Source organism: Tellurirhabdus bombi (assembly GCF_021484805.1).
Classification (GTDB): Bacteria; Bacteroidota; Bacteroidia; order Cytophagales; family Spirosomataceae; genus Tellurirhabdus; species Tellurirhabdus bombi.
Genome location: NZ_CP090557.1, coordinates 4,799,083 through 4,822,900 on the forward strand (window position 1 = coordinate 4,799,083; position 23,818 = coordinate 4,822,900).

The following is a 23,818-nucleotide window of genomic DNA, read 5'->3' on the forward strand; positions in this document are numbered from 1 at the left end:
GTACTTACTCTAGCGAGTAATTGCTCAGCGTCTGAAAAGTATCCAGCCAGCCTTCAATCGTGACGGGTTTAGTGATGTAAAAGTCGGCACCCCAGTAGTACGAAAGTTCAATGTCTTCTGCATCTGCCGAATGACTAATGATCACAATTGGAATCCGTTGGTAGACTGCCTGACAACGCAGGTGACGCAGCAGCCCCCATCCTTCTCCCTGGGTGGGCAAATATAAATCGAGCAGAATAAGTTTGGGCATCGCCTGCTGCCGGAGCCGACAGTTTTCCAGATAAGTCAGGGCCTGGCCGGCTGAGGTAGCTCCCACATGCAGCGCGTTTTGAAACTGCTTCCGCATTAAGTACTGCATGATAAGGTGCTCATTTACATTATCTTCGACAACAAGAATACTGGATTGAGCCGAATACGGAATAGCGGTTGATGGGCTGCCCTTGGTCCCATCAGCCTGGCTATACATTTCCATTGTAGTATTATCTTTTAGATTAAGGAAACAGAAAAAAAGTTGTAATATTTAGTGAAAAATAAGAAATATCAAAATTGAAATTTCAATTACTTAGCGTGTATCCAACTGGGTACAAAAATGAAACAAGCAAAGGATATTTCGTAGTTACTCAGGAATAGCAGCCTACGAGTAACTATTCATTAGCTGCGTCAACTGAGTTTTTAGCAGAAATTTGATTAGAAGCGGATCTTTTTCCTGAAGGTGGCAATAGGGGTTTTCAGGGTGCCAGACTAGTATTCTAGTTTTGGGATTATAGACACCAACCGGCGTTATATCTTCGTGTGTAGCCAGATCAGAGAGTATCTCTAATCCTGCTGCTTCAGAGATACACTCTAAAGATTTGTAATGGCCCCAAAATAGATAGACCACAATCAATCTCATAAAAAGAACACCGTTGAGTTAAAGAAAACAAAATGATCCAATTCGCAAATCTAAATAGCTGAATAATAATAACAAACTATTATTTATCCCTTAATTAATCAGACAAATTTTAGTCCGAGTAACATTTCTTTGCTGGCAAAACAAGCTGTCTCTGTAGGAAGTTTTAGGCCGGATATACGTGCGCAGACGCAAGCCGTCTAAACTCAACTAACCGCCAGTCAGCTGTTTGAGTTTAGACGATGCACTTATCCAAAAGTCAATTTAAAAAGCAATCAATAAGCCTACGGACGCGTAATTGATCCAGGTAAAATTGTAAATCTGGTCAACGTCGGCACCCCCTTCAACAACCCGATAGCCGAGTTTAAGGCCTGCATTTGGGGTAAAATGATAAGCCGCCCCCACAAAAATGTCCTCCGCCCGGCCAAAACGAGAGCCCAAGGCGTCGCCCTCAGCAAGTAAAGACCAACGATCCGTGGGTTTGTAAGAGACGTAAAAATTTAGCAAAGGCACAAATCCTAAATCATCGAAATTCGTGTCTGCCGATTCGTTTACAAACCGCACGTTCGCATCCCGGATTTTGCCCGTCAGACCAGCTCCAACCCGCCACTGATTGCGCGCAATGAAGTCATAGCGGTAAGTCAGTCGGTACGAATTAAACTGATAATGAACCGTCACTGGCCGACTGGCATCAAAGAGTTGATTGTTATAATTCACCGGCTGGGCAAACGCACCTTCATAGCGCACCGTTAGCGGAGCATACAATGCCGATATAGTGTGCCGATTCGCGATGGTATACCCCAAACGAGCCCGGTAAAACACCTTTGGCTTTATCGACAACTCGTCCGCCAGATCGACCAGTGTTCCGCCCTGGTTGGGAATACGAACCTCGTTGTAATTCGTGCCCAGCACCAAACCTGATTCAAGATCGAGCCGCCACTGCGCCCGCAGCGAAAAACTCGTCAGCCACAGAACCGCCAACATCAGTCCTCGGATTAGGGCCATTTTTTTAGAAAGTAGTTGAGTATGCATGACGCATAAACAAGCGCCAAAGCAGATAGTTTTGCTCTCCTAAAGTTCTATTTGACGGGCGTGAATGTCATTTTGGGTTTTTGCATTGCTCTGTCGAGCAGTTTTATTTCCAGACGCAGAATTTCTTCTTCGGCTTTTGCATCGATCTTTTCTGGATCGTCGCTGGGTTTGTGGTAATCGGGATGCCCGCCGGTATGGAAGAATAAAACCGGAATTTGCTTGGCATAAAAGGCCGCGTTGTCGGAACCGCCATTGCCCGCCCGGTCGGTAAAGAATTTTATACTACTTTCGACGCCTTTGAAGATTTCTGGCCAGGCGTCACTGGTTCCGTAGCCGCCAACTCCCACTCCCCGACTTGGATCGTAACGCCCGATCATGTCCATACAGATCATAAAATTTAGTTTTTCGAGCGGAATTGTCGGATTATTCAGAAAAAAGCGTGAGCCCAACAAACCCAGTTCCTCCGCTCCAAAAGCCATAAACAGCAGATTATAAGGCTCTTTTATTTTGTTTTTTGCGTAATACTGCGCCAATTCCAGCAAACCCGCCACACCCGAGGCATTGTCATCGGCCCCATTGTGAATTTGCCCTTCTGGTTGCTTCTCCAGCGAACTTCCCTGCCGGCCAAGGCCCAGATGGTCATAGTGTGCCCCAATCACGATGGTATGAGGAGCGCCGTTATCCAGAAAGCCAATCACGTTTGTTGTTTCCCGGAGGCTATCCGAGACGACTACCCGCCTTACCTTGGCCGTAAAATTCTGATAATAGCCCTTAACACCCAGCGGTTTCAGTCCGTATTTCTTAAAATGTCTGGCGATATAGGCGGCGGCTTTCGCGTTTTCGGGGCTTCCCGTTCCGCGTCCCTTCATCTTGTCCGAAGCAAGAAAATTAATGTGTTTGGTGATGCGTTTGGCCGCAGGTTCCTGCGAAAAAAGTGGCTGGCTGCCTAAAAATAGAGCTAAAAAGAGAATATTCTTCATAGCGAGCAAATATAGCAGATTGAACCGCTTCCAGGTATAAAATAGGTTCTGCCTCCACTCCTGCTTATTGGTTTCGATGCTACAGACTAAACCGCTTGAAGAATGCGGCTTCGTAGCTGGCACCAATTGGAATTTCTTCGCCACCGAGCATAATTATGCGGTTTCGTACCGCTTCAATGCGACTAAAAGGAACAATGTAGGACCGATGTACGCGAATAAATTCTGTTTCTGGCAGTTTCTCCAACATGGCTTTCATTGTCATTCTGGCGACTACAGGCTTCATATTTTGAATATGAATTTTGAGATAATCGTCTAGTCCTTCGATGAATAGAATATCTGCAAGGGCAATTTTATACAAACTGTAGTCCGCCCGAATATATAGATAAGCCGGTTTATCTGCCTCAGCCTTGTGAAGCAGTTTGTGATAATCGAATGCTTTGTTAGCCGCCTGCTGAAACCGCTCAAACGTAAACGGTTTCAACAAGTAATCGATTGCATTCAGGTTGAATCCTTCTACCGCGTATTCCGCGTAAGCAGTGGTAAAAATGACCATGGCCTGCTGCGGAATAGCCCAGTAAAATTCAATGCCCGACATGGAGGGCATATTAATATCCAGAAACAATAAATCGACCGGAAACTGCTGCAAATAATTCAGCGCCTCCCCCGTTTTGGAAAAAGTCTTCTGTAGATCGATAAAATCGACCTGGCTACAAAAATGCGCCAAAACCCGCAGCGCAGGTGGTTCATCGTCCAAAGCAAGGGCACGAATCATGAGAGACGTAAAGTTAAATCAACTGTAAAAGTAAAATCGGTATCCTGAATCGTCAATTGGTGCTGATTAGGATACAACAATTGTAGCCTTGCTTTGGTATTTTCAATTCCAATGCCGCTCGTTGAGCCTTCATTGTGGACAACGCGCACCTTTTTGTTAAATACGTAAAGATGAAGTTCTTTTTCATTCAGCGAAATAGCAACCTCTATGACCGAATCTTCTTCGGGATTAACGCCGTATTTAAAAGCATTTTCGATGAATGAAATCAGGATGAGCGGTGCAATTTGTTTTCCATTGGGTAGCCCTTCCGTTGTAAAAAAGATCTGGGCTGTGTCGTCCAGACGTATCTTTTGTAGCGAAATATAGTGACTAATGTATTCCAGTTCCTTTGTTACGGGCACCAGGTCTGAATGAGCATCTCTGATGACATAACGCATTAACGCTGATAGCTTTACGATGGCTTCAGCGGTACGATCTGACTGCTCAATAGCTAGCGAATAAATGCTATTCAGGGTGTTAAACAAAAAGTGTGGATTAATCTGTGCTTTCAGGTATGACAGCTCCGTAGCCAGCTTTTCCTGCTCAGCTTTTCGCAACCGATTATTAATGCGCAACGAAAGCGAAACAAAGACTCCGACCAAAAAAAGGAAAAGGGCATGACTCAGTTCAAAGCCAAAGGGTGGTTTAGGCTGCCTTCTACCCGGTGCCGAGCCATCTGAGAAGCTGTCGGGTATTGGCTCAGAACCGGGGTGGTCTAGGGGTGATGGCCGTCGGTCAGGCAGTTCATAAGGAGTTAGGGGTGGCGATTGCTGAAACACGTCCTGCCGATCTACCGTCAGCAACAGGCCAATAATTACGACAAAACAGCCTAGCAAGCTACCCGCAAAAATCACATATCTGCCTGAAAAATAAAGCCTTGGAATCAGGATGTAGTAATTGACGTAAAAAAAGGCCAGCATCAGCAGATAAGCTAACAAATTGGTACGCTCATGCAGGTTGGTCGTTAACTCACTCAGCAGGGAGAATCCTTTGGGCGCAAAGATGTAAGGCAAAGCCAGAAAGGCCAGGCAGAAGAAGACATGAATTCCAACTTGAGACAGCTTACTCGTCATTGCTATGCATTTTCATTGAAAGCTACAAAAGCGCATCAATCAACAAAAATGATTGCGGTAAAAAGACCGATTCTTGCGGTAAAGGCAGCCCGTTAAATGAGGACAGGATATTTTTTAAAATCAATGGTACCTCGATGCTGTGCGCTCCTTTTCCCAACGCACCCAATCACCTCACATCCAGACAAGGCAGGCACTGCGTGACAAACGACACATCCCTACGCCACATTCCCCGGATCAGCCGCCCGCACCTTTTCCAGAAAAGCTTTTGGCTACTAACAATCTCTTCTAAAATGAGTTCTCATCCGGCAGGTTGCTATTTTTTGATCTCAATCCGCCAGGATGGACCGCTACTCACGTGGTATTTTTCCGCAAAATTTCCCATATTAACTGCAACGGAAAAGTTTAGTAAGCTGTTGAAATAAGCCACATTCTCGCCTGTTGCTGCCTCACCAAAGGTATTTACCAGTTGAATTTTTTCGCTGAATACTTTTTCGGTTTCGTTGAAAATCTCTACCTGCAAGCGATCACCCGTTTTTGCCCCAAGTTGATTTATCAGGTCTTTCGGAATATTAGTCCAGATATTACCATATTGCACATCCAGTATAGGAATATTGCCTTTTAGAAGCCCTTTCTCAAGCGTTGGTTTCTGGTAAGTTATCTTAGTTACAGAAGCCGGCAGTTTTTTACCTACCTGTTCAAACGAGATAGCCCTGGCCGCGAGACGAGCCGCCGTGTAGGCATATACGTCACGACCGTGAAAGGTGTATGATTCTTCGGAGCTTTTCAGTCGGTTAATGGCCTCGTTGATTTGCCGCACTTCCTGAACACCCATTTTTTCGGCGATTAATGTGAGAGTGCCGTTGTCTGGCGTAACGAAATAATGCCCTGTTTTCGTTAGCAAAACCACCGATTTACGCTCCGTTCCCACCCCAGGATCACAGACGGAGACAAAGACGGTGCCTTTTGGATAATAAGGAGCTGTTTGCAGCAAGCGATAAGCGGCCTCCCAAATATTGAAAGCCGGGATATCGTGCGTAAGGTCAACCAGATGAAGGTTGGTTGAAACCCCAAGCGCCACGCCTTTCATGGCTGAAACGGCTCCGTCTTTCAGACCAAAATCTGATTGGAAAACCAACACCCCATTTTGCGCGTACAAGGTTAAACTTCCTAACCAACAGCAAAACCCAATGGCCAATCTTTTCAACATGGTTGATTCAATTTTTCGTAAGCGATTTGATGGCCAAAAATAGGGAGGATTGTTCAATGCTTTGATTCTCTCCTGTTTTTTTCAGCACTCATCTGAATCAGATTGCCACGAAGCAAAAGAGGTGGTTGGAAATTTCCAACCACCTCTTCAATTTATCAAACAATAATCGCTATTTGAAATAATCTTAGCTCAGTGCTTCGTCGCTTTCTTCTGCGACTTCTGCCACAGGGTCAAGCAGCGCATTTTCATCAGCTTTCACTTTAGTACGGATACGCTCTTCCAGCTCAGCCATCAATTCTGGATTGTCCAGAATCAATTCTTTCACGGCGTCGCGACCTTGTGACAGGCGATTTCCTTCGTAGGAGAACCAGGAACCTGATTTCTTCACGATTTCCATTTCTACCGCTAAGTCCAGAATTTCACCTACTTTAGAGACACCCTCGCCGTACATGATGTCAAATTCAATGACTTTGAACGGAGCCGCCAGTTTGTTTTTTACCACTTTCACTTTGGTGCGGTTCCCTTTGATTTCGTCGCCGTCTTTAATTTGACCAATCCGACGAATATCCAGACGCACCGAAGCGTAGAATTTCAGGGCATTACCCCCGGTTGTTGTCTCTGGGTTACCAAACATCACCCCAATCTTCTCGCGAAGCTGGTTGATGAAAATGCAGCAACACTGGGTCTTGTTGATCACACCCGTCAATTTCCGCAACGCCTGCGACATCAAACGAGCCTGTAAACCCATTTTGCTTTCACCCATGTCGCCTTCCAATTCCGCTTTAGGAACCAGGGCAGCAACCGAGTCAATGACAATAATATCGATAGCACCTGACGAAATCAGATGTTCCGCAATTTCAAGAGCCTGCTCACCATTGTCCGGCTGAGCAATTAATAAGTTCTTGGTATCAATACCGAGCTTTTCGGCGTAGACCCGGTCGAAAGCGTGTTCTGCGTCGATAAAAGCAGCCAGTCCACCCTGTTTCTGCGCTTCGGCGATACAGTGCAGGGTCAGCGTTGTTTTACCCGACGATTCTGGTCCGTAGATCTCCACGACCCGACCGCGCGGCACGCCACCGATACCCAATGCCAAGTCCAAACCAAGCGAACCCGTTGAAATCACCGGAACGTCAACGACTTTACTTTCGCTCAGCCGCATGACGGTTCCTTTACCGTATGCCTTGTCCAGTTTTTCAATGGTGGTTTGCAGGGCTTTTAACTTACTTTCAGTAGTCGTACTAGCTGTTGCTTGTGCCATGTTTGTGCTAATTCTGACAGATTTGATTTGTTGTAATAGAGTTTAAATTTAAGAATTATAAGCCAGATTTCCAATGACATTTGGCTAAATAATCCCCACGCGAAAAGGGCGTTGTATGCATCTAAAATAGAACTGAAAACAGGCACTTTCCGTTCCTTTTTCCCTGTTATATCCGAGGTATATTTTCATCCTTTTTGGTCAGTACAGAGAGCCCGGCGCCAAGGCTGCAACTGTTCCTGTTAGACGGGGCCGACGGTGGTAAGTAACGGGCCAGCAGATCGCAAAATTTTCAATTTATATCCTACCCCGTACCTTTGTCTATGCTTCGTAAAATTCTTCTCGCTTTATTGGTAATCGCCGTTTTCGTGGGCATCTGGCAACGCGAATTACTCAGCTACGGCTGGATGCAGGCAAAAGGCCAGATCAATATTCTCTGGAACACCCAACCCGTCGACAAGGTGCTGGCTGACCCCACGTTTCCCGATTCGCTTAAACAAAAAATCAACCTAATTCAGGAAATCAGGCGCTTTGCCATTGATTCCATTGGCCTGAATCCTTCCGAGAGTTACACGAGCTTTTACAACCAGAACGGCAAACCGATCCTATGGGTGGTTCTCGCCTCCGAGCGCTACAAACTCGCCGCCAAAGAATGGACGTTCCCGGTGATTGGCACGTTTGCTTACAAAGGCTATTTTGAGAAAGATCGGGCTGATAGTGAACTAAAGGCGCTAACGAAAGAAGGGTATGACACGCGCTTGAACGAAGTGTCTGCCTGGTCGACGCTGGGTTTTTTCAACGATCCGATTCTTTCGTCCATGCTGAGGCGGAAAGAAGGCCAGCTCGCTGAACTGATTATCCACGAACTAACGCATGGAACGCTGTTTATCAAGGATAATCTGGAGTATAATGAAAACCTGGCTGACTTTGTTGGGGAATACGGAGCCTTGCGGTTTTTAGCTTATAAATACGGCAATAATTCCCTACCTTATCAGACTTATTTGGCTGACAAAAAATACAATGAACAATACGATGAACATATTTTGCGGGGCACTCGGAAACTAGATAGCCTTTATACAACGTTTAAGGATCAAACGGTTACGGCTGAAAAAGATTCGTTAAAGTGTCAACTGATCGATCAGATTGTGGTTACTATTGATACTTTGGAGGTGAAACAGAACGGGGCCGGTCGGCAGCCATTCACTAAAAAACGCCGAATTACCAAACAAAACCTACCCAATAATGCGTACTTTATCGGGTATACTACCTACCGCCAGCAACAGAATCAGTTTCGGCGGGAATTTGAAGAACGGTTTCAGCAAGATTTCAGAAAATATTTAACATACCTGAAAAAGACTTATCCATCTTTGTAATGGAGCGATATTAAGCGTACTATGAAGAGAGTTATTGCAACCCTATTGTTTCTTGGCATACTTACTTTAACAAATTCTGCCTTTGCTCCTCAGCATACGTACCGACGGATTGTCAACACGAGCTTTGGCGCAGGCGAACACCTGGAATACAAAGTCCACTACGGCATTTTCAACGCCGCCGAGGCAACGGTTGACGTGGCTCCTAGTTACTACAAAGTCAACGACCGGACATGCTATCGGGTGAATGTTTACGGCCGTACAGTGGGTGCTTTTGACCTTATTACCCGCATCCGGGATACCTGGCGCTCGTATGTGGATACGTCTGCTATTTTGCCCCAGAAATTCTACCGCAACATTCAGGAAGGTAATTACCGAAAAGAAGAAAACATAACGTTCAACCACGCAGCAAACACGGTTAAGTCGGAGGAAAAGAATGATAAAGAATCGTTCAAAGTACCTGACAATGTGCACGATGTAATTAGTGGTTATTACTTCCTGCGCACCATTGATTTTAACCGGCTGGCGGTTGGCCAAATGATCGAATTGCCCGCTTTTTTTGGTGACGAGACTTACAACATGAAAGTCCGCTACCGGGGTAAAGAGATTATTAAAACGAAGTTTGGGCGCATTAACGTCATCAAGCTCAACCCGGTTTTGCCGGAAAACAAACTCTTCAAAGGCGAAGATTCTATCCGGATCTGGGTTTCGGACGACGCCAACAAAATTCCGGTAAAAGTTGAAGTTGAGCTTTGGGTTGGTTCGATGGAAATGGACCTCAAAAAGCACAAAGGTCTTCGCAACGAACCTAAGTTTTTTTAGGGCTTTATTTCGCCAGCAACTGCTTTAGTCGCTGCAAGGCTTTAATGGCCCATCCAAGCCGGTTGTAGGCGATTTCGGAATAGACCCGGGTGATAGCTCCAAAACTCTGATAATACGCCTTCACGGAGTCGGCACCGATGGCCGGACTCTCAAAATCAAACGCCATTTTCTGACCCGCAAAGCGCTCAATCAGCTCGTTGATTATCCAAAGGCGGGCCTGCTGCTTCCGGCCTTTCAGCGTAGCCGCGTTAAAGAGGTAAATAATCCGGCTTTGGTCGTACACAAAAAGTCCGCCCGCTTCCAGATGCTCGTCCTTGTACGCCAGTCGAATGTCGGCCAGATTTCGCCTTAATAGTTCGTCGGTAGCCTGCACCAGCCGGTCATACAGCGTTAAATCCAGGCGTTTGTAATCACTGGTTGCTTTCGCTTCGTTATGCTCCCGATGTAATTGAATCAAGGTACGCATGTCGGGATGAGTCGCAATTTGCCAGTTTGTGTTTCGGGCGCGATTCAAATTGATTTTCCGATCCGTTGCATACTGCTGGTAAATGTCGGCATAAGGGTTTTCCAACGCCAACACGTGATTCTCTCGTTGAACACGGCTTATTTTCTCTGGAAAAACCAATTCCTGCTCGTTCTGCTCATTGAAACAATAAGACGCTACCCACCGAAAACGGCGATTTACTTCTTTCCAGAAAGCCGGAAATAAGGTTTCAGTCTGAATTCCCTTCCGGCTGAAAAACCCCAATTGCTGACAAAATACGGGCTGATGAACAAAAGAAATACCATATTTCTTCCGGTAAGGCAGTGGCATCACAGCCTGGTAGATACCATTTTCTTCCGCAACGATTCCCCCCCAATGATGGGCAATGGCGTCGAGATACCACGAAAAGGCGTAGACTAGTTGTTGCGTCGATTGGGCCACGCAGTCATCCCATTTTTCGGCATCAATTTCGTCCCGACGCAGGTAGCGGATCTTCATGCGTTTCGGATGGCCAGATGAAGCCGTTTTTTCAGTTTATGCATCCATTGAATCGCTCCCGGTAGCTGCGAATAAGATACCCGCACAAAGGCTTCGTTCACCGCGCCAAAGCTTTGGTTAAAGCTCGCTAAGCTCTCTACCTCGGGACTTTCAAAATCAAAAAGCATTGGTTTTCCGGCGTATTCCTGAATAAATCCATCCAGAATAACGGTTCGGGCGTTTCCTTTTCGTCCGGCGGGACTGGCCGCGCAAAACAAGTGAATGACCCGATTCACGTCCGTCACCAGCAGACAACCCGCTTCGACGGCCCCCTGCCGGTGTGCCACCCGAAGCCGGGCGTGCCCGCGTTCCAGAAGCGTTCGAACCAGTTGCCGCAGCATGGGGTAAGCATTGGAGGCCACCCGACCAATTCCGCCCGTGTTATAGCTTTGGAAATGCGCAATCAAAGGCTCAATATCATCCGTATCCGAGTAAGTCCAATCAGCCTGCAAACCCCGCCGCAGATTCAGGCGTCGGTCGCGGGAATACTGGGCGGCCAGCAACGTATACGGTTCTTCTAAGCGCAAAACGTGATTGGTTAGCGGACGCACGTGCAGACTTTCTGTAAATGGACTGGCGGCGGAAAGCACCTTTTCGTTTCCCGTATGCAGCTGATACGAGGGAGCGTAGCGAATATGCCGAGAAAGGGTCTGAAGGAAAGCATACAAGCGAGTCGCATCGGTTGGCTTTTCCGCCGTAAAAACGCCTAACTGATGGCAAAACAAAGGCTGGATAAGTGCTTTTACACCGTAGCGCCTCCGAACTGGCAACGGCATCACGGCTTCATAATCGCCTTCCACAAGGACCTCCCAACCCGGTGAGACGATATCCAGATACCACGAAAACGCGTAAATCATTCGCTCGGGCGAAGCAGCCACGCAGCGGTCGTATGCGTCATCGTCGATTTGGGTACGGGTCAGATAGCGCATCGGTAGCGAGGGGGAAAGAAGCTTAAATCACTTGAGAATTGCTTTTAACTTTTCTACGGCGTCACGCGCATGGGCGTCGTTTCCAATCAGGTCGCTAATGGTCTGAATCGCGTGAATAACCGTACTGTGGTCGCGTCCCCCGAAATGATACCCAATGGATTTCAGCGACAATTCAGTTTTTTCTTTGGCCAGAAACATCGCAATCTGCCGGGGGTATACCAGTTCTTTCTTCCGGCTCTTACTTTTCAGATCAATAATGGTCACTTTGAAGTAATCGGCGACGGCCTCCTGCACCGAATCAATCGTCACTTCCTTATCGACATCAATCACAATGTTGCGCAGCACACTCCGTGCCAGTTCCAGGTCAATGTCCCGCCGGGCGAGCGAAGCCTGCGCCATCAACGAAACAATGACGCCTTCCAGTTCACGAACGTTGGTATTGATGCTGTGCGCCAGATATTCAATGACGCTATAATCGATATAAACGCCTTCAGAAAGTAATTTTTTTTGAATAATGGCGATCCGGGTTTCCAGGTCGGGCGTTTGTAAATCAGCCGAAAGTCCCCATTTAAATCGCGACAAAAGGCGATCCTGTAACCCCTGCAAATCACGGGGTGCGCGGTCGGAAGTCATGATGATTTGCTTACCCGACTGGTGCAGATGATTAAAAACGTGGAAAAACGTTTCCTGCGTTTTTTCCTTTCCCGCCAGAAACTGAATATCGTCGATAATCAGGACGCCAACCTGCATGTAAAAATTCGTAAAATCACGCAGCGTATCCGTTCGGATGGCATTGATGAACTGATTCGTAAATTTTTCGGAAGAAACATACAGGACGAATTTATCCTGATTGGTATTTTTGATGTGATTGCCGATGGCCTGCACCAGGTGCGTTTTTCCCAGTCCAACGCCGCCGTAAATCATCAATGGATTAAACGAGGTTACGCCCGGACGTTGCGCCACGGCAAAGCCCGCCGACCGGCCCAGTCGGTTGCAATCGCCTTCCACGAAATTGTCAAACGTATACGTCGGGTTGAGGTAGGAATCCAGTTGCAGCGAGTCCAGGTCCTTCATTTCGAAGGGACTCCGCAGAATATCGGCGTTGACGTTATCCGGCTTGGCGCTTTGGGTTGTTTTGGTGGTTGGCACATTCACCGTCAACGGACGGCTGCGCTCATCTCCCTGATCAACAATAATGGAATATTGCAATTGCCCTTCCGGCCCGATGGCAAAATCAAGGGCTTTTCGCAGTACGTGCACATAGTTTTCCTCCAGCCATTCATAGAAAAACTGGCTTGGCACCTGAATGGTCAGTTCCTTCTCGTGCAGACGCAGAGGCACAATCGGCTCGAACCAGGTGCGGAAGCTCTGGTCGGGGATGCTCTCTCTGATAATCTGCACACACCGGTTCCAGACCGTTACGGCTTCTCGTTGGATACTATTTTGCACGGTTACGTTCACTATTACGGCATCTCAAAAACCCATTTCTAAAAGATTAAGCGCGAAAAAGGGAGACAAAAGTAGAAAAAAAACCGATACCTTCAAGGTCTCTGCCGTTTAACTGTTTCATCAAAAATACATTGTACCCGGGAGGGTGTCAATACACTAGGATAGTTCATTGAAATAATCCAACCCATATGAGCAACTTCCCTTTGCCCTGTATAGTTTGCTTTAAAAAGACCTACCTTTAGCCCTGTAAACGAGCGCCTGTAAACGAATGTCTTCATCTATCGACTCAATTCTTTCGGAGGCTTTTTCCGCCGCTGACGCTGCCCAATGGAAGCAGCAGATTATTGCTGATTTGAAAGACCGCGAATGGGATACGCTCCGTTGGCAAACCCTGGAGGGCTTTTCGCTGGAACCTTTCTATACCGCCACCGACGTTGATGCGACACCGCCCGAACACCAGAGAGGATTACTTACTAAGCAGTCTCCTGGCTGGCTCACACTACCAGAAATCAGCTTCGACGAAGCCAAAGCCACAAACAGAAGACTGCACGAGTGGTTCACTAAAGGGGCAGATGGCGCTTTGATTGACATACGTTCTAACCCCGATTTATCCCTAACGGACCTGTCCCACCTGCTCAATGGGTTAAAAATGAGCGAAACGCCTCTTTGGTTTCGCGGAAATGCACAAGCCGGCGAACTAGCCCAGGCACTTGGTTTACTTTTACCTTATCAGCTCAAAGGAGGAATTATTGACGATGCGTTCGCGCATTGGTTACAAACAGGCATAAAGCCGGATACCGCCCTGGAAGCCATTGCCGCCGCTACGCACCAGACGCTGGATTCAGGGCAGTTCAGGACCGCGACCGTTAGCAGCCACGCTTTTCACAACGCCGGGGCCACAGCCACGCAGGAACTGGCCTTTACGCTTAGTGCGCTGACGGATCTTTACGATTACCTGACCGAGACGGGCCTAACGCTGAAACAACTTGTTCCCAAAACTCTGGTGTCACTTTCGGTAGGAACGAGTTATTTTATGGAGATCGCCAAGCTTCGTGCCCTGCGTATTTTGCTGAGCCGTTTTATCCAGGCGTTCAATTCGCCCCTGGACCCCACTTCTTTTTTCATGATCCACAGCCAAACATCCCCTTTTTACGAGGCCGCAGCCATTCCCTATACGAATCTACTTCGTGCCACCACCGAAACCATGTCTGCCGTTATCGGGGGTTGCGATGCCATCACCGTTCGGCCTTACGATGCCGTTCTTGGGGCTACCTCTTCGTTCTCCGACCGGATTGCCCTCAATATTTCTACGCTTTTGAAAGAAGAGTCTTACCTGAATAAAGTCAGTGACCCCGCCGCCGGTTCGTATTATCTGGAGCATCTAACGACCCAGTTAGTCGACAAGGCATGGCAGCTTTTTCGCCAGGTGGAGCAATTAGGTGGCTTGCAGCAAGCTGTCGAAACGGGTTTCGTTCAGGAAGAAATCAATAAGGCGTATGAGGCTAAAAAAGAGGCCATACACCAGGGCAAAATCCTAGTGGGTGTCACCAAATTCCGGGTTGACGAAACGCCAACCATCCCATCCGTAAAAGTACCCGACCCGAACGAGTCAGCAGCCATTTTACCAGACAGACGGTTGGCGGAAGGTTTTGAATAAGTACCCTTTATTTCGTGTTTAATCCGGCTAAGGCACCATCGGGCAGCTTGCGCGCCGACTCATACAAAGCCTGTAGAACCTGCCCGCGTGTCTGGCCTTCTTTCGCCGCAAACGGGATGGTTTTATCAATCCGGCGCTTCCAATCAGCTAGTTCAGTCGCTGTAGCGGGGCGGTCCAGCTCGGCTTTCCAGTCGGGTAAAAAACCACGCAGGGCAAAAAACTGCAAGGCTTCAAACTGCGGATGGTTTGGCTTTACATCCGAGAAATACATCAGAATGCCTTTCTGCTTAATGAGTTCTTCCTGCAACAGCCGCCTGGACAACTGACTAACTTTCTGCTTTTTACTTAAACAAAGACTGGCCGCCACGCCCGCCGCGTGCCCCAAAGCCATCCAGCACGGCTCCATCCGCAGGGTTGAAAAACCGAGGTGGGTTCCCGAGACAGGAACCGGCGCCAGCAAGTTTTCAATCTGACCGGCAGTTCCTTTCGTTGGCACAATTGTTCCAAAGGGAACGGTATAGGGTCGGGTCGGGTAACTCAAAAAACCATCCAGGTGAATGCGCCCCGTTTCCCGCTTCCGAACGGCGTGGGAATCAATGGCGTAATGGCTGGCGGTTATGCTGTCGGCGTGAATGGGTGGTCGGGCTCCGGGCGTGGCGGGCTGCGCATCGTGCGTGGTAAACCAGTATTGCCCTTTCATGCGCCGCCCTTCCCGCACGTATACCTGACGCGGGAAGTTGTTGTTATCGGTATATTCGTCTTTGGCCAACCCCCAGTTAGCAATGGATTTGCGGTACCATTCCGGCATTTCGGGGTCGTTTTGCGCAAAATAAAACAGGCCGAGAATGTAATCCCGCAGCCGGTCCGCGAAGCGATCCCGCCACTCCCAACCCGAAGCGGGCCAGGGCCAGTTTTCTTCCGGTAAGTCGGTGGAAAGAAACGCAAAATGCTGGTTGTTGCCGTCTGTTTTTCCATTTGGCAACTTCACGATATTGGTGATTCGGAGGATGCCTTCCGGCGTTCCCGTCACGATGGGCGGTAATCCCTGCTGCCGCCGTTTCTTGTTTTCTTCGCGCTGGGCGGGTGTTAACTTTTTGATGGCTACGCCTGTAAAATTACCCGTCCAGGTGTCTTCGATAAACGAAACGTATTCGTCCCGGTTGTATGTTTTTGGCTTTTGGATGGGCACCCGGTTGGCGGGGTTTTCCGTAATACAAACCCGGTAATTAAACGATTGAATCGAATTATCGCCCTGATACGTTGTGCCGGGGCCTTCTTCGCCCGCCCAGTACTTGTACAACTGGCCCGCTCCGTGTTCGTTAAAGTCGCTTTTTCCCTCACGACCAATTACATACGGCACACCCGCCGCCGCGATCAGATCGCCTTCATACGTTGCGTCCAGGAAGAACGAGCCCGTATAGCTTTCCACCTGATTGGTTGTGCGGTTCAGGATTTTGGCCTGCCGAATCCCGCCTGATTCAATAACCAGATTCTCGGGAAATGCATCAAACTGCCGCATCGTTAACACCGTCACATTGGGTTGTTCCTTCAGCATCTCCGTAAAAACCTGTTCCGCGATTGAAGGCTCAAAATGATAGCCATCTGAACAGTCTTTTACCTGCTGGGAATCAGCTCCGTACTTTTTAACGTAGTATTGTTGAATGCGTTGAATGAATTCCAGAAAAAGGCCACCTGTTGCTCCTCGGGTAGCGATATCGGTAGCCCCTAATCCGTTGGCGGGCAAGCCCCCAATATGACCGGTGCGCTCCAGCAAAAGTGACTTTTTACCCATGCGGGCGGCGGCTACGGCGGCCATGATACCGGCGGGCGTGCCTCCGATAATAACCAGGTCATACGATGGATCGGCTGCCGTTCCGGCGAAAGTCGCAGGATTCATTGTAGACAGGCCCGTCGATATACCCAGCCCGCTCAGACTGGAAAGTTTTAAATATTCTCGGCGTGATAACTTCATAAAATAGAGCCGGGATTACCCGGAAAATTCTTTTGGATCAGACAATCAATTTCTCGACACAGGCACGAACAGAACAGCATCCGCCACCGCCGAACCATCGGCTTCTTTTGTAGCAATTTCGACGTAACCTGTCTTTCCCGGTGCGAGGGTATATTCGCCCAGTGATACCCACTCACCCGATGTCTGGCCTACAACCACCACATCATTTGGCTTCACCGTGATCTCTTTGCTGGTTTTGCCATCCGAAACCGTGATGCCTAACTGAGACGTTGGCTTTTCAACGCGCGGGAAGTAAGTAAATACCTGATACTTACCGGCCTTTTGAATGGTAGGCGTAAACCGGACGTGGCTTTTGCTTTGTCCGTCGTTCACTAGAAAAGAGGGGCCGTAGCCGCCTTTGCTTTTGCTATCCTTCCATTCACCAGAAACCATTACGGCTCCTTTATCATCATTGTCTACCAGAATTTCCGGTATGCTTCCGTCAGCCAGCGGATTGACTTTCAACGTGTTTTGCAGCTTGGCTATGTCCACCTTCTGCACGCTGGTTTTCGCATCAATGGCCATAACGGCTGCCTGGGCGGACGACTGGCCCAGCACCATAAAGACAGGCTCCATCCGAATCGAACCATAGGCAATGTGCGTTGCCGACATACAAACCGGCACCAGCAGGTTGGTACATTCGGCTTCTTTTGGTATTAGCGAACGATACGCAATCGGGTACGGACCGAAGCCGCCGATTTCTACGTTGCCTTCGTTTTTAGCCATCATCTTGCCATCTTTTTCGACCACAATCCGCTGGCAATTGTGCGAATCCATCGTATAGGCCGCCATTCCGACGCCATCCTTTACAACTTCTTTGCCTTGGCAATTCGCCTGCGTCATCACGTAGCTGCCGATCATGCGGCGGGCCTCCCGGATGTACAGCTGCGGCGACCAGTTTCCCGAATCCATGTATTCATCCTTAGGGTAGCCCCACTTCAGCATTTGCTCCCGAAGCTCCTGTGGCACGCGTGAATCATGGCCAAAGAAATACAGCAAGCCCTTGGTATACAGTTCGTGATCCCGAATAATCTGCTCCCGCTTTTCATAACTGGCGTCCGGATAATCATAATTCATGCCGATCATATCGGTTGAAAAGCCATTCCGGTTGTTGATGTCCGTCTTTTTGTTGGGCATGCCGCTCCAGATAAAATAATCGTTGAGCGAGCGTTTCTGCGGCTGCGCGTTGATTAGCCGGACAAGCAGTTCAAATTTCGTGGAATCGTACCCCGCCGGGCGCGTAATAGCTACCTGGTTGGCCGGATCGGAAGACAAACAAATGCGGTAATTGTAGGCCTGTACCTTGCGGTCGCCTGTGCCGTCCGGGTCCAGCTTGGCTGGGCTAACGCCCCAAACCAGCCCAGAATTTGGGTTTCCGGGTGTTTTGTACGGGTCAATGCCATCTGGCAACTGGTGCCCTTTCATCAATTGAACCCCGCTGATGGTTTCGTTGTATTGTTTGTTATCCTCGCGTCCAACGATGTACGAAACGCCCGCTTTCGCCATCAGGTCGCCTTCGTAGGAGCAATCAATGAACATCTTGGCCCGCACGGTTCTGCGCTCCGATGGTTTGTCAGATCGTTCCAGCACAATCTCCTGAATCTGAGCCCCTTTTTTACGGACGCTGTTGAGACGATGAGTAAACAAAACATCAACATTACCCCGCTTAACGTAATCTTTGAAAAGATCTTCGGCCACGTGCGGCTCAAAAATCCACTGTTCAAATTTGCCGTAATGCTGGCCGATGCGCCGGTAATAATCGCGCGCTAGTCCGGTAATGGCGTATTTATTGCCAATATCTGTCAAGCCCAGACCGCCCGTAGTCATGCCGCCCAAATGCTTGCCGGGTTCAATTAATAGAACCGTCTTGCCTTGTTTTTTGGCGGTATAAGCGGCAATTACCCCGCCTGAAGTACCACCGTAAACACAAATATCTACCTCGCTGACTGATTGCGCCGCCGCCGGAAATAGAAAGGCTACGAAACAGATAAGCCCGATAGCCGCTTTACAGGAAATCGTTTTAGTCATGGAAAAAAGATTTAGGGAGTTAGGATACTAGCTCCTGCATTTGAGAGGAGCTAGTGTCGTTACAAAAAAATCAACAAGGGAGAACACCCATTAATAGCCTGTATTTTGGACTAAAGCTTTGTTTGTTACAGTCTCGATGTATGGAATTGGCCACAAATAATCCCGGTTTGGATTGAAAATGCGTAGTTCCACAACGCGCATATCGGCCCGGTTTGGCACTTTACTGTAATCTGGGGTTCCATTTTCGTCGATGGCCGGAGCGGCGGCCAGTAGTCCTTTCGGAATGCGACCGAGGAAGTTGCCACTCATTACTTTTTCGGCAATTTTCCAGCGGCGAATGTCTATCAACCGAACGCCTTCGTTAGCCAGCTCATATTTCCGTTCCTTCCGAACGATGGAGCGCAGTTCAGCCTGGGTTTTACCCGCCTTGATAGCGGGCATATTCACCGTTGGGCGCTGGCGCACCGCGTTGATGGCATCGTATACCGACTGGTCAATTTGATTGGCTTCAATCTTGGCCTCAGCGTACGTTAGCAGTACCTCAGCATAGCGAAGCAGAATCACGTTCAGTTCAGAGTTACTGCGGTCGTCCTTGTCCGTCAAGTCGGTGTATTTCCGCCAGCAGTATCCCGTGTAGGTAGCAAACGCATGGATAGCATCCTGGTTGTCAATGCGGGCACCCGTTGTATAGTTGATCGTTTTGACGCTGTCCTTATGGGTTTCGAACTTGAAATTAAAGTAATTCGAACCCGGCACAGCCAGTGAAAGATCCAGACGCGGATCGCGGTTTTTAAACGGATCTCTTGAATTATAAAGCGGTGATTTATCGATGGATAAGCCGTCTGTACACTCGTAGGAATCCACCAATGCCTGACCCGGCACTTTGTTGGAAGCGCCCTGAGCATTCCGCGACAGGAAGTTCTGCGGCGTACCGTGCGTCAGCGTTCCTTTCAGGTATTGCAGCGCAAAAATGATTTCGCTCGATGTCTGGCCTCTGTACGAAAACAATTCCCCAAAGTTAGCGTGCAGTTTATGGGTATTCAAGTCCATGACATCCTTGGCTGCCTTCGCCGCCACATCCCACTTCGCGTTGAACAGCGCCGTGCGGGCTTTAGTTGCCAGCGCGGCCGCCTTCACCGCCCGCCCGTTGTTTTTAGCATCGTAGCTGTTGGGTAAATTCTTGGCGGCTTCGTCCAACTCATTCATAATGAACGTGGCGCATTCTTCTTTTGTGCTTTTCGGAATCTGCGACTCGGCAATACCGATCGTCTTGGTCACCAGTGGAACACCGCCAAACAACTCGATCAGGTAGTGGTACATAAATGCCCGCACAAAACGCGCTTCGGCCTGGTAGCGCGCATATAGCGTAGCGTCCATTTTGCCTTCCAGCTTGTTCATGTTATCCAGAATGAAGTTACAACGACCGATAATTTTGTACGATTCATTCCAGACCGAACGCGTAAAGCCATTGTTGCTATCGTGCGCACCCTTTCCGATTTGCTGCCAGGCGCTATTGTTGCGGTCCCAGCTAATGTCGGTGCAGTTGTCCAGCAAAAGCGGCAGCGGCATTCCATCGCTGACGTGGAAGTTCATGCCTTTGTAACAGCCGTTGACGGCCAGTTCCAGTTCGCTGGCGTTGGTAAAATAAGACTGGTCGGCGGGGCCTTCCAGCGGATAACGCTCCAGGTAATCTTCGCAGGAGGTCGTGCTGAACATCAAGCCAACAGCCAGAACTAAGTATTTTATCTTTTTCATGCTTCTGAAATCAATTGAAAAGGTGAACGGAGGGTATGTTTAGAAGCTGACATCCAAACCAAAGCTGAACATTTTAACCTGCGGATAACTACGACCCGTTCCTACTGGCGACTCCACATCGTAGCCATCCCAGAACTTATCTAATGTCCAGATATTCTGCCCATTGGCAAATACGCGCACACTGTTGATTCCCGCGCGTTGGGTCAAAGCACTTGGCAGTTGATAGCCAAACTGGATATTCTTTAGCCGTAGGTAAGCCGCGTTGCGCATCCAGAAACTAGAGCCCCTCTCGTTGTTCGATTCGCTGAACGCCAGACGGGGAAATGTAGCATTCGGATTTTCGGGTGTCCAGTGGTCTTTGTGCTGCTCCTGAACGGTACCGCCCAGGAAGAAGGGCATAATTCCCTGCTCATTCAGGTAGCCGTCGGCTTTGCCAACCCCTTGCAGGACAATATTCAGGCTGAAACCTTTGTAGTAGGCATTCAGGGTGCTGCCGTAGGTGAAGCGGGGAACGGTGCTACCAAACACGACGTTATCATCGCCGTTGATGAGGCCATCGCCGTTCTGGTCTTTGTATTTAATATCGCCGGGCTTAACGGTTCCAAATTGCTGAGCGTGCGCAGCAACCTCGTCCGCCGTCTGGAAGAAGCCTTCCGCCTCTAGACCAAAAAGCGAACCAATGGGATACCCCTCCCGATTTGCCTGCAAGGAGACTCCGTTTACACCCCGCAAATCAACTACCCGGTTTATTACGTCCGAAATGTTGAAGCCAACATCGTAGCGGAAATCGCGCACATTGCCGCGATAGTTTACCCCAAGTTCCCAGCCTTTATTGTCAACAATTCCCGCATTTTGAAAAGGCGCTCCTAATCCGATGATGGCAGGCACATCCAGCTGCAACAAAATATCCCGTGTCTTTTTGGTATAATAATCGGCCGTAATCGACAGCTTGGAAAATAAGGTAGCATCCAATCCAATATTGGTCATTTCGGTGGCTTCCCACGATATGTCTGCATTAGCCAACGTATTCAGCGCTACCACGTTAACAATCTGTTTACCCAGCGTATAGGGACCAAATTGCAGAGACGACATGAACGGATAGTTACCACCCGGAATATTCTGATTTCCTAAACGCCCCCACGAAGCGCGCAGCTTCAATTCATTCACCACATTATTGATGGGCAACATGAAGGATTCCTGCGAAATACGCCATCCTCCCGATACAGAAGGGAAAAAGCCGTATTTATTTCCTTTGGCAAATCGGGAAGATCCGTCGTAGCGGGCGTTGGCCTCAAACAAATACTTCTGTTTGTAATCGTAGTTCACCCGACCAAAAAACGACTGTAAGGCCCATTCAGACGCTCCACCCGAAGACCGCTGAATATCCGAATTTCCGGCATTCAATACATCATAAGCAGGAAGTAGGAAGCCTTCCCGGTAAGCCGTTACGTTGTCATTTCGGAAGTCCTCGCGGGAGAAACCGCCCAAGACTTTCACCCCATGATCGCCATACGTTTTATCGAACGTAACCGTACTTCGCAACGTGGTGTATAGCGACCGATTGGTGACCTCATTCAAGCTAGTCCGGGCCGGAGCCAGAAAGCTTAGTGCGCCGTCCGGTTTATACGTTTGTACGGATTTATTAAAGTTTTTTTCAATCCCCAGGGCGTATTTCGGTGCATAAGCAACCTCCGCTGTTAGCCATTCGGCGGGTTTATAAACCAGAGCCGCATTTAAGAGAACATACGGATCATTTCTTCTCCGAGTCCCCCCCTCCCTTGACATAGCAATTGGATTATCCCCGTTCCAGCCATCACCCCAGGTTCCGTTTGAATTAATGCCAACCTGATTGGCTGGAATTCGGTTCATCCAGTGAAACACATCTTCGGAACCACGACCTGGCTCCAAGGTAGTTGCCGCAACTAATTGTAAGTCAGCCCGCGCACTGAATTTCTTCGAAAACTGAATATCCGTATTATTCCGCAGGGTATACCGCCGAAAGCTGGAGTTTTCAATAATTCCTTTTTGATCCAGATAACCTGCCGATGTTAGAAAGCGGATTTTATCGCTGCCCCCGTTGATGCTGAAAAAGTGACTTTGCTGCAAACCGGAGCCAGTTAGTACTTCTTTCTGCCAGTCCGTATCCGGGTATAAATCCCGGTTGCCAGGGCCTTCCGTCCGGTATTTCTGAATTAGATCATCGCCATAAAGTGGTGCCCGCCCGACGTTCACATAGGCTTCGTTGGTCAGCAGCATGTGGTCGATGGCATTGGTCATTTTTGGCAAATTGGTAGGCGTTTGCCAGCCGATGTAATTGTTGTAATTGACCGAAATACGGTTGCCCTTCGCCCGTTTAGTAGTGATCAGAATAACCCCATTGGCTGCTCGGGAACCATAGATAGAAGCCGAAGCCGCATCTTTTAGAATTGATACGGATTCGATCAGGTTTGGGTCAATGCTGTTCATCGATCCTTCGATATTGTCAATCAGTACCAATGGATCTGCACTACTACCGCCAAGTGTTCCAATGCCTCGAATCCGGATCGTACCACCGTCACCACCCGGACGCCCCGAACGCTGCGTTACGGTCACGCCCGGCATCAGCCCCTGCAAGGCCGACGAAGTCTGCCCTACGGGTCTCCGGCTAATTTCTTCGCTTGATACGGATGATACGGCTCCCGTGAGGTTCACTTTTTTCTGCGTACCAAAACCAACCACGACTACCTCCGACAGCGATTTTGTGTCGGCTTGCAGTTTGATGTCAATCGCTGCCTGATTTCCGACGGTTACTTCCTGGGATAAATACCCCACGAAACTGAATACCAGAACGGCGCTCTTATCGGGCACATTTAACTGATAGGCCCCTTTATTATCCGTGGTTGTTCCCCGCGTTGTGCCTTTCAGAACGACACTTACCCCCGGCAGCCCGGCCCCGGACTCATCAATTACGGTTCCGCTAACCGTTACATCAGCGGTTACGATGGCCTGCGCACTTTCGACAATGGCGGGAGCGACAGCCATTGGCTCAGCTATCGCATCAAAATTCAGGCTATTTTTAGGGTTGGATAACTGGGTAGTTGTTTTATCATTCGCTTTATTGACAACAATTAAATAAGCTTCCGAATGGAGTTTTTTGAAGCGCAAACCGTGTGGCTTCAATAGCTGAATCAGGTTCGTTTCCAGTTTTCCTTTCAGGTTGACAGCGCCCGAAGTTTGCCGGTCGGCAACCACTTTTTCTTCAAACAGGATGTCAACCCCGTAGTGATTTTTTAAGTCCAGCAGTACTTTTTTCAGGGAATGCGTTTCGGTAGGTTGTGCGCTTTTGGTGCTGGCGGGGCGCTTTTTCCCTTGCGCAGATGCCCAGATCTGGGCATCTGCGCAGTGCGGAAAACCCGTGAGCAGTAAACCGGTCACCAAGGTTAGGGGTATCAGTTTTTTCATCATAGATGGAGTTAAAAGTTCTAGGGTAGATCAATTGGTAAGGCAGAACAGACCAAATCCGGACGAATCAGCCTCTCGCTGCCTTGGT

Annotated in this window: 17 protein-coding genes; 3 read left to right on the forward strand and 14 right to left on the reverse strand. The window is 48.7% G+C overall.

Features of this window, described 5'->3' with window-relative positions; all coding sequences use genetic code 11:
* Nucleotides 1-4 precede the first annotated feature (4 nt).
* The 7 genes from L0Y31_RS20400 to recA form a co-directional block, all read right to left on the reverse strand.
* Nucleotides 5-472 carry a response regulator gene (locus L0Y31_RS20400; RefSeq protein ID WP_234734932.1) on the reverse strand — a complete coding sequence of 156 codons (468 nt, stop codon included), beginning with the start codon at nt 470-472 and terminating at the stop codon, nt 5-7.
* Between the two features lie 681 nt (nt 473-1,153).
* Complete coding sequence (locus L0Y31_RS20405) at nt 1,154-1,894, reverse strand: porin family protein (protein ID WP_234734933.1); 741 nt, start codon at nt 1,892-1,894, stop codon at nt 1,154-1,156.
* 74 nt (nt 1,895-1,968) lie between these two features.
* Nucleotides 1,969-2,901 carry a M20/M25/M40 family metallo-hydrolase gene (locus L0Y31_RS20410; RefSeq protein ID WP_234734934.1) on the reverse strand — a complete coding sequence of 311 codons (933 nt, stop codon included), beginning with the start codon at nt 2,899-2,901 and terminating at the stop codon, nt 1,969-1,971.
* A 79-nt stretch (nt 2,902-2,980) separates the two neighbouring features.
* Nucleotides 2,981-3,673, reverse strand: a complete 693-nt coding sequence (locus L0Y31_RS20415; RefSeq protein ID WP_234734935.1) for a LytR/AlgR family response regulator transcription factor — start codon at nt 3,671-3,673, stop codon at nt 2,981-2,983.
* Nucleotides 3,670-4,785 carry a sensor histidine kinase gene (locus L0Y31_RS20420; RefSeq protein WP_234734936.1) on the reverse strand — a complete coding sequence of 372 codons (1,116 nt, stop codon included), beginning with the start codon at nt 4,783-4,785 and terminating at the stop codon, nt 3,670-3,672. Before L0Y31_RS20420 ends, L0Y31_RS20415 begins: the two co-directional genes overlap by 4 nt.
* Before the next feature lie 313 nt (nt 4,786-5,098).
* On the reverse strand, nt 5,099-5,992 hold the full coding sequence (locus L0Y31_RS20425; RefSeq protein WP_234734937.1) for an SAM hydrolase/SAM-dependent halogenase family protein: 894 nt from the start codon (nt 5,990-5,992) through the stop codon (nt 5,099-5,101).
* A gap of 184 nt (nt 5,993-6,176) precedes the next feature.
* A complete protein-coding gene (gene recA, locus L0Y31_RS20430; protein ID WP_234734938.1) occupies nt 6,177-7,250 on the reverse strand; it encodes a recombinase RecA in 1,074 nt (357 codons plus the stop codon).
* 320 nt (nt 7,251-7,570) lie between these two features.
* Here recA and L0Y31_RS20435 point away from each other — a divergent pair, with 320 nt between their 5' ends.
* The gene (locus tag L0Y31_RS20435) at nt 7,571-8,620 is read left to right on the forward strand and encodes an aminopeptidase (protein WP_234734939.1); all 1,050 of its coding nucleotides are present in this window, start codon (nt 7,571-7,573) and stop codon (nt 8,618-8,620) included.
* 21 nt (nt 8,621-8,641) lie between these two features.
* Nucleotides 8,642-9,439, forward strand: coding sequence for a DUF3108 domain-containing protein (locus L0Y31_RS20440; protein WP_234734940.1), 798 nt, complete (start codon nt 8,642-8,644; stop codon nt 9,437-9,439).
* 4 nt (nt 9,440-9,443) lie between these two features.
* On the opposite strand, the gene L0Y31_RS20445 is transcribed toward L0Y31_RS20440, so the two are convergent.
* From L0Y31_RS20445 to dnaA, 3 genes are read right to left on the reverse strand one after another with little or no spacing between them, the layout of a single operon-like run.
* The gene (locus L0Y31_RS20445) at nt 9,444-10,421 is read right to left on the reverse strand and encodes a hypothetical protein (protein ID WP_234734941.1); all 978 of its coding nucleotides are present in this window, start codon (nt 10,419-10,421) and stop codon (nt 9,444-9,446) included.
* Entirely contained in the window at nt 10,418-11,389 is a 972-nt protein-coding gene (locus L0Y31_RS20450) for a GNAT family N-acetyltransferase (protein ID WP_234734942.1), read from the reverse strand. The genes L0Y31_RS20445 and L0Y31_RS20450 overlap by 4 nt, the downstream gene beginning before the upstream one ends.
* Before the next feature lie 27 nt (nt 11,390-11,416).
* Nucleotides 11,417-12,826, reverse strand: coding sequence for a chromosomal replication initiator protein DnaA (gene dnaA, locus L0Y31_RS20455; RefSeq protein WP_234737215.1), 1,410 nt, complete (start codon nt 12,824-12,826; stop codon nt 11,417-11,419).
* A gap of 280 nt (nt 12,827-13,106) precedes the next feature.
* On the opposite strand from dnaA, the gene L0Y31_RS20460 reads away from it, so the two are divergent.
* Nucleotides 13,107-14,495, forward strand: coding sequence for a methylmalonyl-CoA mutase family protein (locus tag L0Y31_RS20460; protein ID WP_234734943.1), 1,389 nt, complete (start codon nt 13,107-13,109; stop codon nt 14,493-14,495).
* 7 nt (nt 14,496-14,502) lie between these two features.
* On the opposite strand, the gene L0Y31_RS20465 is transcribed toward L0Y31_RS20460, so the two are convergent.
* The 4 genes from L0Y31_RS20465 to L0Y31_RS20480 all read right to left on the reverse strand — a co-directional run bounded on the left by L0Y31_RS20465 (nt 14,503) and on the right by L0Y31_RS20480 (nt 23,733).
* Nucleotides 14,503-16,392 carry an FAD-dependent oxidoreductase gene (locus tag L0Y31_RS20465; RefSeq protein WP_234734944.1) on the reverse strand — a complete coding sequence of 630 codons (1,890 nt, stop codon included), beginning with the start codon at nt 16,390-16,392 and terminating at the stop codon, nt 14,503-14,505.
* 120 nt (nt 16,393-16,512) lie between these two features.
* A complete protein-coding gene (locus L0Y31_RS20470) occupies nt 16,513-18,534 on the reverse strand; it encodes an FAD-dependent oxidoreductase (protein ID WP_234734945.1) in 2,022 nt (673 codons plus the stop codon).
* A 90-nt stretch (nt 18,535-18,624) separates the two neighbouring features.
* The gene (locus L0Y31_RS20475; protein ID WP_234734946.1) at nt 18,625-20,289 is read right to left on the reverse strand and encodes a RagB/SusD family nutrient uptake outer membrane protein; all 1,665 of its coding nucleotides are present in this window, start codon (nt 20,287-20,289) and stop codon (nt 18,625-18,627) included.
* A 39-nt stretch (nt 20,290-20,328) separates the two neighbouring features.
* Nucleotides 20,329-23,733 carry a SusC/RagA family TonB-linked outer membrane protein gene (locus tag L0Y31_RS20480; protein ID WP_234734947.1) on the reverse strand — a complete coding sequence of 1,135 codons (3,405 nt, stop codon included), beginning with the start codon at nt 23,731-23,733 and terminating at the stop codon, nt 20,329-20,331.
* Nucleotides 23,734-23,818: the final 85 nt, after the last annotated feature.

Coding starts and splice junctions, on each gene's coding strand:
- L0Y31_RS20435 (WP_234734939.1), top strand. CDS start 7,571: ATGCTTCGTAAAATTCTTCTCGCTTTATTGGTAATCGCCGTTTTCGTG.
- L0Y31_RS20425 (WP_234734937.1), bottom strand. CDS start 5,992: ATGTTGAAAAGATTGGCCATTGGGTTTTGCTGTTGGTTAGGAAGTTTA.
- L0Y31_RS20415 (WP_234734935.1), bottom strand. CDS start 3,673: ATGATTCGTGCCCTTGCTTTGGACGATGAACCACCTGCGCTGCGGGTT.
- L0Y31_RS20420 (WP_234734936.1), bottom strand. CDS start 4,785: ATGACGAGTAAGCTGTCTCAAGTTGGAATTCATGTCTTCTTCTGCCTG.
- L0Y31_RS20405 (WP_234734933.1), bottom strand. CDS start 1,894: ATGGCCCTAATCCGAGGACTGATGTTGGCGGTTCTGTGGCTGACGAGT.
- L0Y31_RS20460 (WP_234734943.1), top strand. CDS start 13,107: ATGTCTTCATCTATCGACTCAATTCTTTCGGAGGCTTTTTCCGCCGCT.
- L0Y31_RS20470 (WP_234734945.1), bottom strand. CDS start 18,534: ATGACTAAAACGATTTCCTGTAAAGCGGCTATCGGGCTTATCTGTTTC.
- L0Y31_RS20450 (WP_234734942.1), bottom strand. CDS start 11,389: ATGCGCTATCTGACCCGTACCCAAATCGACGATGACGCATACGACCGC.
- L0Y31_RS20410 (WP_234734934.1), bottom strand. CDS start 2,901: ATGAAGAATATTCTCTTTTTAGCTCTATTTTTAGGCAGCCAGCCACTT.
- L0Y31_RS20465 (WP_234734944.1), bottom strand. CDS start 16,392: ATGAATCCTGCGACTTTCGCCGGAACGGCAGCCGATCCATCGTATGAC.
- L0Y31_RS20480 (WP_234734947.1), bottom strand. CDS start 23,733: ATGATGAAAAAACTGATACCCCTAACCTTGGTGACCGGTTTACTGCTC.
- L0Y31_RS20475 (WP_234734946.1), bottom strand. CDS start 20,289: ATGAAAAAGATAAAATACTTAGTTCTGGCTGTTGGCTTGATGTTCAGC.
- L0Y31_RS20400 (WP_234734932.1), bottom strand. CDS start 472: ATGGAAATGTATAGCCAGGCTGATGGGACCAAGGGCAGCCCATCAACC.
- L0Y31_RS20445 (WP_234734941.1), bottom strand. CDS start 10,421: ATGAAGATCCGCTACCTGCGTCGGGACGAAATTGATGCCGAAAAATGG.
- recA (WP_234734938.1), bottom strand. CDS start 7,250: ATGGCACAAGCAACAGCTAGTACGACTACTGAAAGTAAGTTAAAAGCC.
- L0Y31_RS20440 (WP_234734940.1), top strand. CDS start 8,642: ATGAAGAGAGTTATTGCAACCCTATTGTTTCTTGGCATACTTACTTTA.